Raw genomic sequence first — 13,665 nt, forward strand, 5'->3', positions numbered from 1 at the left:
ACTCTAAAAGGACCCGGTAAATCAGTCAAAGTGACTGATCTGCCGGGTCTTTTTTAGGCACCGTTCGTCGTTCAACTAGACGAACGGTTAATTTTTTTTCAGGAATGTTCGTCTGATTTAATTGGTTGTATAGGTAAATAAATGAGTTTTCGGCTTGATACTGAATGGCATAATCAACAGTCGTAATATGCATCAACTCACTGACATAACTATTATCAAAGCCAATGACAGCGACATCGCGAGGAACGGCATAATTTAGATTTTCAAGTTCTGAAATAAACTCAGCTGCTACGTGATCATTATAAAAGGCCAAAGCTTCTGGCTTGTCGGTTAATTGTTGCCAGTAATGGGCAATTTTGCGACCAGAATGGTTAGTATACTGATCATTAATCAGCCACTCAGCTTGCCAAGGTGCCTGAGTGTTTTCATAAAAATCTTTCATTGCACGTTTTCGTGCGTGTGTGTTTAAATTTTCGGGATTACCGAGGACATGACCAATTTTTTGGTATCCTTGTTGTTGTAAATATTCTAAGGAACGATAATAACCAGAGTAATGATCAATGTAGGAAGAGTATATATTAGGTGAATCGATACGATGCCAGGTTGCTAAAGGACCATACGCGCTGTATGGCTCAATCACTGACCATTCATTTGTTCGTGTCAATAAAAACAAGCCATCTAATTGTTTGTATTTTAATTGGTTCAAGGCATCAATTTCTTTCTGCTGATCGCCATCTGTAAAAAATAAGGTTACGGAATAATTGTATTTTTTGGCAATTGAAATAAAGCGATTCAAGAAAATACCTAATGAACCTAAATAGCTAGGGGCTAAAAAGCCAATGGTTTTTGTGGCACCTGCTCGTAAATTCCGCGCCACATAATTCGGGGTATAATTTAATTCTTTCATTGCTTTGAGAATTTTTTCTTGACTATCGGCACTCACATATCCTTTTCCAGAAATTAAGCGAGAAACAGTCGATTTCGAGACACCGGCAACTTTTGCTACATCAATGATAGACGTCATTTTTTACCTCCAAAGTGGAATGTATTCTTATAAGAAGTATAGCATACATTTTTTTGAAAATAGTGCTTGACATGGGAACATTCCCATAATTTATCCTAAATATGTAAACGATAACAATTTAATCAAGGAGGAAGAAGACGGATGACAAGAGGAGCATTAAAAATTGCAACAATTGGTGGCGGTTCTAGTTATACACCTGAATTAATTGAAGGATACATTAAAAGAAAAGATGAACTGCCAATTAAGGAAATTTGGTTAGTCGATATTGAAGCTGGTAAAGAAAAATTGGAAATCGTAGGTGCAATGGCGAAGCGCATGATTAAAGCTGCTGGTTTAGATTGGGAAGTTCATTTAACATTGGACCGTGAAGCAGCCTTAAAAGGGGCGGATTTTGTTTCAACACAGTTTCGTGTAGGATTATTAGATGCTCGCATTAAAGATGAACGGATTCCTTTGTCCCATGGAGTATTAGGCCAAGAAACAAATGGCGCGGGAGGAATGTTTAAAGCATTTCGAACAATTCCTGTCATTTTAGCTATTATTGACGATATGAAACGCCTTTGCCCAGATGCTTGGTTAGTGAATTTTACTAATCCAGCTGGAATGGTTACGGAAGCTGCAATTAAACATGGCGGTTGGAAAAAAACAGTTGGCTTATGTAATGTGCCGATTGGTCATAGAAAACAAGCGGCCGAAATGCTGGGAATTCCAGAAGAAGACTTATTCTTTAAATTTGCTGGAATTAATCATTTCCATTGGCACCGCGTTTGGGACAAAGAAGGACAAGAGCGAACACAAGAACTCATTGATTTAATTTACGGACCTAAGCAAGAGCAAGAAAGTCATTTGAAAAATATTTTTGATGCGCCGTTCCATTATGAACAGTTAAAAGATTTAGGAATGTTACCATGTGGTTATCATCGCTATTATTATATTGAAGATGAGATGTTGAGGCATTCCATCGAAGAGTATGAACGGGGCGAAACAAGAGCACAAGTGGTTAAAGAAACGGAAGGTCGTCTGTTTGAATTGTATAAAGATCCCAAACTAGATTACAAACCAAAAGAATTAGAAGAACGGGGCGGCACACACTATAGCGATGCAGCTTGTGAAATGATTGCATCAATTTATAATGATAAACGAACGGATATGGTTGTTTCTACTGAAAATAATGGGACAATTACTGATTTACCGTATGATTGTGTTGTAGAAGTATCTGGACCTGTGACAGCACATGGCCATGAACCTTACAACTGGGGGGCCTTTCCACCAGCAGCACGAGGAATTATTCAAAATATGAAAGCTATGGAAGAAACGGTTATTCGAGCAGCCATCAATGGTGATTACGGCGCAGCATTGCATGCTTTCACTATTAATCCATTAGTTCCTGGCGGCGTCATGGCGAAGACCTTGTTGGACGAATTATTAATTGCCCACAAATCGCATTTACCGAATTTTGCAGATGCGATTAATAAAATTGAAGAAACACAACCAGAAACAGTCACATATGTGGCCGAATTAATGAAAAGTAATTAAAAAATATCGCACGCTAAAGATTCGTTTAGTGTGCGATACTTTTTTTAGAATAGGAAGCAAAGGATTCCGTTTTTTTCTTGACAGTAAAATGATAGGTTTGTTGCCGGAACAGCCATTGAATACCAGAGTAAATTAAAATTTCAGCAATAATAAACGTCGAAAGTTTCTGTGCGGAAAGGAATAATAGCGTTAAAATTAAAAATAAGACGACACAGGTATAAAAAACATGTTGCAATTTTTTAGAATTGATAATCGTGATTTCTTTGGTATCTTCAGTAACTTCAATGCGCCGATAAAATTGGAACCAGCCTTCATAGAACGTTAAAACATCTCCAGGATCAGCCTCAATTTCAATAGGTACATTAGTAAAAAGTTTCCCTTGATGCACACCATTTTTATAAAATGTAAAATAGCGTAACGCGCCCCAAGCTGATGTTTTTCGTGTCAATGTAATCTTCATGGTTTTCACCTCCGTCTTTATTTTGCCATAGTTTCGGTAAAATTGTATCCTACTAAAGTCCGATTCTCTCATTTTAGGGTCAGAATTGACAAAAGAAAGCAGAGGTGTTAATGTGGGAGTAATTAAACGAGGAGGTATAATTGTATGTTGGCATCTATCAGAATTTGGATTGACTTTTTGACAAAATAAATTGAATAAATCTTATCAAAAAGTCTGAAATTAAAATTCATGGGTGGCGTGTGTACTTTTATACGAAACTACAAGGATAGCGATTAGGCTGTCCTTTTTTGCGTACCCAAGATTCTTTCGTTTCAGAAATGAAAGAAGAGGGCAAAATGAAAAAATTAAGTATTCATCTGAAAGAAGTAAGTATTCACTTTTCGGGAAAACCAATTCTAGAAATTGATGAATTATTTGTATATGAAAATGAAAAAATTGGGATTATTGGTAAAAACGGTGCAGGAAAATCAACACTGCTCAATTTAATTATGGGTAAGATTCAATCAGACAAAGGAAAAGTTCAAAGATTGAACGACTTTCATTACTTGGCACAAGTAGCTGAAGAAATAACGAATGAACCAGAGAAAACTGACAAAAACTGTTTGCTAAATCAGAAAAATCAAAAACTAAGTGGTGGCGAAAAAGTCCAAAAACGCTTAGCAACATTATTTTCAGAGTATCCAACCGGGGTTATTTTAGATGAACCAACCACACATTTAGATAAAGAACATCGTCAGTTGTTAGTGGCAGATTTAACGTATTATTATGGGACCGTTTTGTTTGTTAGTCATGATCGCTTTTTCTTGAATCAATTAGCAGAGAAAATTTGGGAAGTTTCGGATGGACATGTCAAAGAATATTTAGGAAACTACGATGCGTATTGTCGTCAAAAAGAATTGGAACAGCAAACACGATATAATGTCTGTCATCAGTATCAAAAGGAAAAGAAAAAATTACAGGAATCTTACGCAAAGAAACAAGCACAAGCGCAAAAATCTAGTCATGTTTCAAAAAAACAAAAACAAAAGCAAATTAAACCTAGTCGGTTAGCTGGTTCTAAACAAAAAGATACCGTACAAAAAGCACTCCAAAAACAAGCGAAAGCGATTAATGCCAGAATTGACAGATTACCCGATGTTGCGCAAGCAAAACAAGAGCGAAAAATTATTTTTCCTACTAATAATCAGTTCTCTTTATACAATCCATATCCAATTAGAATTGAAAATTTAACTTTCGCTTATGAGAATCGAACAATTCTTAACCAAGTGAACGTTCAAATTCCTGTAAACGAAAAAATAGCACTTTGTGGAAAAAATGGTGCTGGGAAGAGTACCTTCCTTCAACAAATTGAAGCCCGTCACCCAGCCATTTACTTTTCTCCCAAAGTTCGGTTAGGAACGTATCATCAATTAGATTATCGATTAAAAAATGATGAACCACTGTTGACTTATTTATTGAAGCGGACAAATTATTCTGAAAAGATTGTGCGTTCACTTTTATATCGGCTAGGTTTTCAACAAGAAAATTTACAGACAAAGATATCTTCTCTAAGTGGTGGCGAAGCCATAAAAATTACTTTGGCGCAATTATTTATAGAACCAAATAATATCATCTTATTGGATGAACCCACCAATTTTCTTGATTTAGAGACAATCCAAGCACTTGAAGAATTTATAAGTGCCTATCAAGGAACAGTAATTTTCACTTCGCATGATGAAACGTTTGTGGAAAAAGTAGCCACCCGCACTATTTATTTAGAAAACGGGAAAATTATTGATAAATAAAAAAAGCAAACAAAAAGTCGCTAAAATAGCGACTTTTTGTTTAGACTTCTTCAATTGGTAAATAGGTGTATTCTGCAATTTCTGCGGCATGGGAGCCAGCAACATGTCCAGTGACAAATGCAGCTGTAACATTGTAGCCTCCAGTATAGCCATTAATATCTAAAAGTTCACCAGCAAAAAATAAACCATTGACTAATTTGCTCTCCATTGTTTTAGGGGTCACTTCTTTGAGGGAAATCCCACCGCCTGTGACAAAAGATTTTTCCAAAGGCAATGTTTTCGTAACAGTGAACTGAAAGTCTTTCAGTAGTTCCACAAAGGAAAGACGTTGCTTTTCTGTTAGTTGTTTGGCAGGCACTTCTTCAATTGCTAGTTTCTCTAGATAAAAAGTGAGCAGACGTTCTGGTATTAAAGAATGGAAGGCATTTTTTGCCACTTTATTTGGCTGTTCCTCAATCATGTAATCAACATTTTTCAGCACTTCTTCAAAAGATTTTGTCGGAAACACATCCAAGGCTACCGTGACAGGTTGATTACCGTTGCGAGTTAATTCTTGGTTAATAAAACTAGAACAGCGGAGCGCGGCAGGTCCTGAAATGCCAAAATGTGTAAACAGCATATCCATTTGATGATTAACTAAAGGTTTTCCTTTTTGGTTCAAAACAGTTAAATTAACATCTTGTAAAGAGAGACCTTGCAACGTTTTATCAAGGATAAAAGGTTCTTCAGAAATAATAGGTGATTCGGTAGGGTAGAGTGGGCTGATGGTATGCCCCATTTTTTTGGCTAGTTTATAGCCATCACCAGTTGCTCCTGTGGAAGGATAAGTGCGGCCGCCAGTTGTTAATACAACACACGGCGCATAAATTTTTTCCAGTTCGGTTTCAACGCCAATTATTTGATCGTCTTTTCGTAGTAATTTTGTGACCTGTGTTTTTGTAAAAACAGTGACTCCTAATTCGTTAATGCGGTTAAATAGCGCATCAACAATTGACTTCGATTTATCTGTAACAGGGAACATGCGTCCGTGATCTTCTTCTTTTAAGTGAATACCATTGGATTCAAAAAAGTTCATGATATCATAGTTATCAAATTGTGAAAATGCGCTGTATAAAAATTTTCCATTCCCAGGAATAAATGAAATGATTTCTTCTGCGGGCCGATTATTAGTTACATTACAGCGGCCGCCACCAGTCATTAATAATTTTTTCCCAACACGGCGATTTTTTTCAATCAATAATACTTGAGCACCAGCTTCTGCGGCCGCAATCGTGGCCATCATACCACTCGTCCCAGCACCGACAATAATTACATCAAATTTCTTCATAGTTCTCCTCCAATTCAATAGGTAGTGTACCATAATTACAGGATTTTTTCTGGATTTAAGGAAAAAATAAACGTTTGACTATGGTAATTTTTGAATTTTCAGTTAAAATAAACCTATAACAATGAGAGGATGATTAAATGGACGCAAAACAATATGTTAAAAATATTCAAGAAAAAATTCACCAATTAGACCAAGGTCAAACAGAATATTTACAAGCAGTCGATGAGTTTTTACCAACCGTAGAAGGTTTTTTAGAAAAAAATCCTCAATACATTGAAGCAAATGTTTTAGGTGTCTTGATTGAACCTGAACGTATTTTTCAATTTCGTGTGCCGTGGCAAGATGACCAGGGCAATTGGCATGTGAACAGAGGCTATCGTGTCCAATATAATTCAGCGATTGGACCATACAAAGGTGGTTTGCGGTTTCATCCAAGTGTGAATTTAAGTGTGATGAAGTTTTTGGCCTTTGAACAAATTTTTAAAAATAGTTTAACTGGTTTGCCAATCGGTGGCGGCAAAGGCGGTAGTGATTTTGATCCAAAAGGTAAGTCAGATGCTGAAGTGATGCGCTTTTGTCAAAGTTTCATGACCGAACTTCAAAAACATATTGGTCCAAGTACAGATGTTCCAGCAGGCGATATTGGCGTAGGCGCTCGTGAAATTGGTTATTTGTTTGGCATGTATAAACGCTTGCGCAACTATGATGCAGGAGTGTTGACTGGAAAACCTTTAGGATACTGGGGAAGCCAAGCAAGAACAGAAGCGACGGGTTATGGAACGGTTTATTTTGTTAAACATTTATTAGCAGATAAAAACGATACGTTTGAAGGCAAAAAAGTCGCTGTTTCTGGTAGCGGGAATGTCGCAATTTATGCCATGGAAAAAGCAACTGAGCTAGGCGCCACAGTAATCACATGTTCCGATTCGTCTGGTTTTGTCTATGATCCAGAAGGAATTGATGTGGCGTTAGTAAAAGAACTAAAAGAAAAAAATCGTGAACGCATTTCAAAATATGTTGAAACACGTAAAGGCGCAACTTATTATGACAAAGAATCTGTTTGGGATTTCGAAACAGCGTATGACATTGCGTTACCATGTGCAACACAAAATGAAATCAACGAAAAGCAAGCTGCTATTTTAGTGAAAAACGGAGTGAAAGTCGTGGCAGAAGGCGCAAATATGCCTTGTACACTAGAAGCAGTCGCCGTTTTTGCTAAATCAGCTGTAATTTATTGTCCAGGCAAAGCCGCTAATGCAGGTGGTGTTGCGGTTTCTGCATTAGAGATGAGCCAAAATGCTGAACGTTTAGCTTGGTCCTTTGAAAAAGTTGACGGTATGCTAGATCAAATTATGCAAAACATTTATGAGACTTGTCGTGATACAGCTAACGAATATCAGGCACGAGATAACTTTGTTTTAGGTGCGAATATTGCTGGCTTCGAAAAAGTAGCGGCAGCGATGCTAAGTCAAGGACTCGTTTAATAACAAAAAATGCTAGGATTTCCTAGCATTTTTTCTTGGTTTGTTTGATTAAGAGAATAAATATCTCTAATTAAATAGTTAAAATTAAACAATTGGTCTATCCAAAAGAATTTGCTTGAAAAAATGTCTAAAAACACGTAAAGTATACATGTAGTAAGTTTACTTTCGAGGAGGAAAAGGAATGTCACACATTCAATTAGATTATTCCAAATTAGCACCATTTGTTGCTGACCATGAATTGGAATACATGCAAATACAAGTCACTGCAGTGGACAAAGCATTACGTGAAGGTACAGGAGCTGGTAATGATTTTACTGGCTGGATTGATTTACCAGAAAACTATGACAAAGAAGAATTCGCGCGCATTAAAAAAGCAGCAGCAAAAATTCAATCTGACTCTGAGGTATTAGTAGTCATTGGTATCGGTGGTTCATATTTAGGTGCCCGTGCAGCAATTGAATTTTTGACACATTCATTTAATAATCTATTATCCAAAGAAGAACGGAAAGCGCCACAAATCTTCTTTGCTGGAAATAGCATCAGCTCAACTTATTTAGCTGATTTAATCAATGTGATTGGTGATCGTGATTTTTCTGTCAACGTTATTTCAAAATCTGGAACGACGACAGAACCAGCGATTGCTTTCCGCGTCTTTAAAGAGTTATTAATTAATAAATATGGCAAAGAAGAAGCCAATAAACGTATTTATGCGACAACTGACCGTGCTAAAGGAGCAGTAAAAGTTGAAGCTGATGCGGAAGGTTGGGAAACATTTGTGATTCCTGATGATGTGGGCGGACGTTTCACTGTTTTAACGCCAGTAGGTCTTTTACCAATCGCTGTTAGCGGTGCGGATATTGATCGTTTAATGGAAGGTGCAAATGATGCACGTAAAGAATACGGCGCAACGAGCGACTTAAAAGAAAACCAAGCCTATCAATATGCTGCGTTACGTAACATTTTATATCGTAAAGGTAAAACAACTGAAATGTTAATTAACTATGAGCCTGGCATGCACTATTTCTCTGAATGGTGGAAACAATTATACGGTGAATCAGAAGGAAAAGATGGCAAAGGTATTTTCCCAGCAGCCGCAGACTTTTCAACTGACTTACATTCCATGGGTCAATATGTTCAAGAAGGTATGCGTAACTTATTTGAAACAGTAGTTAAAATTGAAAATCCACGCCATAGCATTTCAATTCCAGAACAAAATGAAGACTTAGATGGCCTAGGCTATTTACAAGGAAAAGAAATTGACTTCGTCAATACAAAAGCGTTCGAAGGTACGTTGCTTGCTCACACAGATGGTGGTGTGCCAAACATGATCGTTAAAGTGCCAACAATGGATGCTTATTCATTAGGTTATGTTATGTACTTCTTCGAAATTGCAGTGGGCATCTCAGGTTACTTAAATGGGGTTAATCCATTTGACCAACCAGGTGTTGAAGCTTACAAACGCAACATGTTCGCTTTATTAGGTAAACCAGGTTTTGAAGAATTAGCAAAAGATTTAAATGCACGTCTATAATTTGTAAATAACAGAAGAAAAGAGCCAGAAACACTTACGTTTCTGGCTCTTTTCTTCTGTTTAAATTATTTTTCCAATGGTTCGTTCCATTTTTTAGGACTCCAAATGGTTCCTTCCAATGCAACTTGAAGACTTTCATTATCATCTTCTAATTGTTCAATATATTTGATGGTTTCCTCGATAATAAAAGAGTTGGGTTCTTCGCTGATTGACTGAAGTTGTTCTGCTAACCATGTATTTCTCATTTTTCTTCACCTCAAAATGTAGTCTATCATAGGTGAGCTTTTTAGTAATGAAACTTGCTTATTGGTTTTCCTTTAAAATAGCATAAATTCGTTCAATATCCGCTTGGGTACCTCTTAATTCATAGTCAGCTAAGAAGGGGAAGTTAAATTGTTCCGCATACTGTTTAGCTGTCAGGCAGTATTGGTGGTTAAAGTTTTTATTGCCGCTGCCCACCACGCCAGAGCAATAACGATAATTATTTTCAAAAGCAAGATATTCTCGCATGACTTCTGTTAAAATTTCGGTATTGCCGTTGTTGATGCCATCGCCACCATCTAAATAGGTAGGCACAAAGGTAAAAAATGGTTCTGTTTCTACTTCTAACGGAGAATTTTCCGAAATTTCTTTGAAAGTAATCGTAGGATTTTTTTCGTTTTGCTGATGTTGCTCTTCAGCATAAGTTGTTAAACGTTGAACAAATGAGCGTGTATTACCAGAGATTGAAATATATCGTATATTCATCAGAGATCCCTCCAAATAAATTTAATTGTTTACGTAAGTATAGCACATCTATGTGAAAAAAATTCAAGATCAATAATTATAAAGCGAAAAAAATAATGCCTTTTTATTACCTATTATAAAAGTGAAAATTTGTTATTTTAATTCATTTGGGTAAGTATTGAATTTTGCGAAAAACTTTGCTAAGATGGTAGAGTATTGAATAAAGAATGGTTGGGCGAAAGCTTCAAGGATTCAGTTCTTCAAGGGGTGAGAAGAACAATTTTTGAGTTTGCGCCTTTTTGCATACCTAAAACAAAAGGGCTGAGCGTATCTCTATTTCGCTAGTCCTTTTTCTTATATGCTAAAGGTGTAAAAACTAAGGAGGTGGAGACAATGGTACAAGAAGTACTAGAGCAAATCAAGGCAGCGGAAGATGCGGTGGAAGAGCATCGGCAACAAGCTAAGATGAATTGTCGTTTATATGAAGAGCAGAAGCAAGAACGTTTAGCTGAACTACGTCAAGAGAGTGAAGAAGCTGTTGAAAAAGTGCTGACGGATTCACTAGCAACGCAAGAAAAGATGTTACAACTTGAAAAAGAACAACTTTTAGATGAAACAAAGCGCACTGAACAAGCGCTTCACGAACGTTATGAAGCGAACAAAGAACAAGTCATTGATTCAATTATTGAGAGGGTGAAAGACGTTTATGGCAGTTAGTAAAATGGAAAAAATGACAATAATTGCCGCTGCCGAAAAAGAAGCAGCAATTCTACAAGCCATTCAAGGCTTGCAAATTGTCGAAGTAAAACGGATTTTTCATTCGCCTGAAGAAGAACAAGCCATAAAGAGTCAATATTCTTTTTTACAAGCAGAACAGTCAACTGAACAGCTACGTAAATATGAAACGATGCTACAACAATTGCAAGAGCTTCTTTTGTTTTTGACACGCTCTTCAGGAAAAGGCTTAAAGATAAAAAGAAAAGTCTATACCTTAGAAGAGTTGGAACAAACCTTTGATGAAGAAACATTACAAAGCTATTTGACGGAATTAAAGAATATTCAAGAATCTTTGAAACAAATTCAAACGGATCGTCAAGGATTAGAAGCAGAAGAAGAATTATTAGGCCGCTGGCAATATCTGGATGTTCTACCGCACAAACAGCAGTTAAAAAGTAGTTATGTCGTTCATGGTTCGATAAATCTAGCCAATAAAGCCAGTTTCTTGAGCGCTTTGTCTCAATGGCCAACGGTTTATTTTGAAGAAATTTATCAAAGTATGCATCATAGTTACTTTACACTCGTTTACCTGAAGGAACATCAGCAGAGTGTAACCGAGTTATTAAACCAATATAGTTTTGAACCACTCCAATACCGTTATGATGTTCCGCCTAAAGAGGCATATCAACAAGTCAAAGAACGATATGAAATTTTACAAAAAGAAGAAAAAATCTTAAAGCAACAACTGGCTTCTTATCATGATTTTTATGAATCGTTTTGCTTGGCTGAAGAAGTCTTATTGGCGGTTATCCAAAGAGAACAAGCACGTCAACATTTGTTAAATGCTTCATCATTTTTCATCTTGCAAACGTGGATTCCAGTCGAAGAAAAAGCCGAGATTTTGACAGCGATTGAAGAAAAAGTTCCTAAGGACGAAATAGCTCTTACTTTTGAAAATCCTACGAAGGCGGAAATTGAGACAGATATACCAGTTAAACTAGCGAATAATAAATTGGTGCAGCCGTTTGAAATGTTAACAGAGATGTATAGCTTACCAAAATATGAAGAAGTTGATCCGACACCTGCGATGATGCCGTTTTATCTAGTCTTTTTTGGCATGATGGTAGCGGATATTGGCTATGGCTTACTGATGCTACTCTTGTCTATTATTGCTCTGAAAGCATTTGTTTTACCGAGAGGCATGAAACGTTTTGCCGACTTTTTCTTGATTTTATCATTTCCAACAATTATTTGGGGCTTCATTTACGGTTCGTTTTTCGGTGCAGCATTACCGCCAACAATGTTTGGGATCAAATCACCATTTCCGATTTTATCAACGACCGAAGATGTAAATACGATTCTTATTTTATCGGTTATTTTTGGGTTTATCCAATTGGTTGTCGGTTTAATGATTAATGGGATTCAGTTATCAAAACAAAAGCGCTATTTAGATAGTATTAACGAAAGTTACGCTTGGTTAGGGATTTTGTTTGGTTTAGCATTGTTAGTCGTTGGTAAATTAGTGGTTAAAAATGAAGGCTTATTTACAGCAGGTGCGATTTTAGCTAGCCTTTCTGCCATTGCAATTATTGTGATTCCAATGATTCAATCGAAGGCCAAATTAAAAGGCTTAGCCAAAGGACTGTATGGACTATACGGTGTGACAGGTTATGTCGGTGATTTAGTTAGTTATACACGTTTGATGGCGTTAGGAATTGCTGGGGGAAGTATTGCTTCAGCGTTTAATATGCTCGTAGAGTTCATGCCGCCAGTTGCCCGTTTTAGCGTGGGCATCTTGCTGTTAATTGTTTTACATGCGTTAAACATATTCTTATCGTTATTAGGTGCTTATGTTCATGGCGCACGTTTGCAATATGTTGAGTTCTTTGGAAAATTTTACACAGGCGGTGGCCGGGCGTTTAATCCGCTAAAAACAAAAGAAAAGTATGTCAATGTTGAGAAAAAATAGAAAATTATTTATTGGAGGAAAATAGAGATGATGGATTACTTAATTAATAATAATGGTGGAATTGTTTTTGCAGTATTAGGAATGGCGATGGCGACAATTTTTGCTGGGATTGGATCAGCCAAAGGGGTTGGCTTTACTGGGGAAGCAGCAGCAGCTTTAACGACGGAGCAGCCAGAAAAATTTGGTCAAGCGTTAATTTTACAGTTATTACCAGGTACACAAGGACTATACGGTTTCGTTATTGCTTTCTTAATTTATATTAACTTAGGAAACGATATGAGTATGGTTCAAGGATTGAACTATTTTGTAGCAGCTTTACCAATTGCTTTTGCAGGATTGTTCTCTGGGATTGCCCAAGGTCGTGTAGCCGCTGCGGGGATCCAAATTTTAGCGAAGAAACCAGAACATGCAACAAAAGGAATTATCTATGCTGCCATGGTTGAAACTTATGCCATCTTAGGGTTCGTAATTTCCTTCTTACTTGTATTGAACGTCAAATAATTGAGGAGGCAGATGGATGGATGCCATTGAAAAAATCATCAGTGAAATTAAGCAACAAGGAAAGCAAGAAGTCGAAGCCTATGTCACCAGTGAACAAACGCGCATCGATCAAGAATTCCAAGCAGCACAACAAGAAATTTTGCTGAAGCAAGAACATGAAATAGAAAAACGACAACAACAATTATTAAAAGAATTTAAACAACGCCAACAACGGCAAACACTAGAAATTCGTCAGGATGCATTAAATAAAAAACAAGCATATCTTAACCAATTATTTGACGAAGTGGTCTTAAAGATGAGTGAATGGTCAGCGAAAGAATTTCAAGAATTCATGAAAGCACAATTAGGTTCACTTGAATTAACAGGAAAAGCGACCATTCTTTTAGGTGAGTATTCTCAAACGAAAGTGACGCAAGAATGGCTGACCGCTCTTTCTGATGCTACTGTTCAATGGGAACTTTCAGAGGAAGTTGTTCCAAAAGAAAGTGGCTTTATTGTTGCAAAAGACGGTTTGGATTATAATTTTCTCTTTTCAGCATTAGTTGAAGAGATTCAAAAAACAGAAGGCTTTAAAGTAGCAGAAAAACTTTTCAGTTAAGAAGGGAG

At 36.9% G+C, this 13,665-nt stretch carries 13 protein-coding genes and 1 other annotated feature; of the genes, 8 read left to right on the top strand and 5 right to left on the bottom strand.

Annotated features, from left to right (window positions below; translation table 11 throughout):
* Positions 1 to 25 precede the first annotated feature (25 nt).
* The gene (locus PYW42_RS06250) at positions 26 to 1,024 is read right to left on the bottom strand and encodes a LacI family DNA-binding transcriptional regulator (RefSeq protein WP_002363900.1); all 999 of its coding nucleotides are present in this window, start codon (positions 1,022 to 1,024) and stop codon (positions 26 to 28) included.
* 141 nt (positions 1,025 to 1,165) lie between these two features.
* Between PYW42_RS06250 and PYW42_RS06255 the strand changes: the two genes are divergently transcribed.
* Positions 1,166 to 2,560 carry a 6-phospho-beta-glucosidase gene (locus PYW42_RS06255; RefSeq protein ID WP_002389128.1) on the top strand — a complete coding sequence of 465 codons (1,395 nt, stop codon included), beginning with the start codon at positions 1,166 to 1,168 and terminating at the stop codon, positions 2,558 to 2,560.
* 25 nt (positions 2,561 to 2,585) lie between these two features.
* Here PYW42_RS06255 and PYW42_RS06260 read toward each other — a convergent pair whose 3' ends face one another.
* On the bottom strand, positions 2,586 to 3,092 hold the full coding sequence (locus PYW42_RS06260; protein ID WP_002357693.1) for a hypothetical protein: 507 nt from the start codon (positions 3,090 to 3,092) through the stop codon (positions 2,586 to 2,588).
* Between the two features lie 245 nt (positions 3,093 to 3,337).
* Between PYW42_RS06260 and abc-f the strand changes: the two genes are divergently transcribed.
* Positions 3,338 to 4,804, top strand: coding sequence for a ribosomal protection-like ABC-F family protein (gene abc-f / locus PYW42_RS06265; RefSeq protein ID WP_002409983.1), 1,467 nt, complete (start codon positions 3,338 to 3,340; stop codon positions 4,802 to 4,804).
* A gap of 40 nt (positions 4,805 to 4,844) precedes the next feature.
* On the opposite strand, the gene PYW42_RS06270 is transcribed toward abc-f, so the two are convergent.
* Positions 4,845 to 6,131 (bottom strand): BaiN/RdsA family NAD(P)/FAD-dependent oxidoreductase, encoded by a 1,287-nt coding sequence (locus PYW42_RS06270; RefSeq protein WP_002357691.1) that lies wholly within the window; start codon positions 6,129 to 6,131, stop codon positions 4,845 to 4,847.
* A gap of 137 nt (positions 6,132 to 6,268) precedes the next feature.
* Here PYW42_RS06270 and gdhA point away from each other — a divergent pair, with 137 nt between their 5' ends.
* Together gdhA and PYW42_RS06280 are read left to right on the top strand one after the other, a co-directional pair.
* Positions 6,269 to 7,615, top strand: a complete 1,347-nt coding sequence (gene gdhA / locus PYW42_RS06275; protein WP_002360402.1) for an NADP-specific glutamate dehydrogenase — start codon at positions 6,269 to 6,271, stop codon at positions 7,613 to 7,615.
* Between the two features lie 181 nt (positions 7,616 to 7,796).
* The gene (locus PYW42_RS06280; RefSeq protein ID WP_010816114.1) at positions 7,797 to 9,146 is read left to right on the top strand and encodes a glucose-6-phosphate isomerase; all 1,350 of its coding nucleotides are present in this window, start codon (positions 7,797 to 7,799) and stop codon (positions 9,144 to 9,146) included.
* 65 nt (positions 9,147 to 9,211) lie between these two features.
* Here the strand turns inward: PYW42_RS06280 and PYW42_RS06285 are convergent, their stop codons facing one another.
* Together PYW42_RS06285 and nrdI are read right to left on the bottom strand one after the other, a co-directional pair.
* A complete protein-coding gene (locus PYW42_RS06285) occupies positions 9,212 to 9,391 on the bottom strand; it encodes a hypothetical protein (RefSeq protein ID WP_002357684.1) in 180 nt (59 codons plus the stop codon).
* 58 nt (positions 9,392 to 9,449) lie between these two features.
* Complete coding sequence (gene nrdI / locus PYW42_RS06290; RefSeq protein WP_002389303.1) at positions 9,450 to 9,893, bottom strand: class Ib ribonucleoside-diphosphate reductase assembly flavoprotein NrdI; 444 nt, start codon at positions 9,891 to 9,893, stop codon at positions 9,450 to 9,452.
* 208 nt (positions 9,894 to 10,101) lie between these two features.
* Positions 10,102 to 10,149: a sequence feature (sodium ion sensor (DUF1646 type); this cis-regulatory element may regulate processes involved in with the transportation of sodium ions), on the top strand.
* Positions 10,150 to 10,265: 116 nt separating this feature from the next.
* Here nrdI and PYW42_RS06295 point away from each other — a divergent pair.
* Genes PYW42_RS06295 through PYW42_RS06310 form a run of 4 tightly spaced genes read left to right on the top strand, consistent with a single transcriptional unit; the run spans position 10,266 to position 13,657 of the window.
* Entirely contained in the window at positions 10,266 to 10,589 is a 324-nt protein-coding gene (locus PYW42_RS06295; RefSeq protein WP_002381927.1) for a V-type ATPase subunit F, read from the top strand.
* Complete coding sequence (locus PYW42_RS06300; protein ID WP_002389054.1) at positions 10,579 to 12,558, top strand: V-type ATP synthase subunit I; 1,980 nt, start codon at positions 10,579 to 10,581, stop codon at positions 12,556 to 12,558. Before PYW42_RS06295 ends, PYW42_RS06300 begins: the two co-directional genes overlap by 11 nt.
* A 27-nt stretch (positions 12,559 to 12,585) precedes the next feature.
* On the top strand, positions 12,586 to 13,059 hold the full coding sequence (locus tag PYW42_RS06305) for a V-type ATP synthase subunit K (protein WP_002363905.1): 474 nt from the start codon (positions 12,586 to 12,588) through the stop codon (positions 13,057 to 13,059).
* A 16-nt stretch (positions 13,060 to 13,075) separates the two neighbouring features.
* Positions 13,076 to 13,657 (top strand): V-type ATP synthase subunit E, encoded by a 582-nt coding sequence (locus PYW42_RS06310; protein ID WP_002389295.1) that lies wholly within the window; start codon positions 13,076 to 13,078, stop codon positions 13,655 to 13,657.
* The last annotated feature ends 8 nt before the right edge of the window (positions 13,658 to 13,665 follow it).

Source organism: Enterococcus faecalis, assembly GCF_029024925.1.
Classification (GTDB): Bacteria; Bacillota; Bacilli; order Lactobacillales; family Enterococcaceae; genus Enterococcus; species Enterococcus faecalis.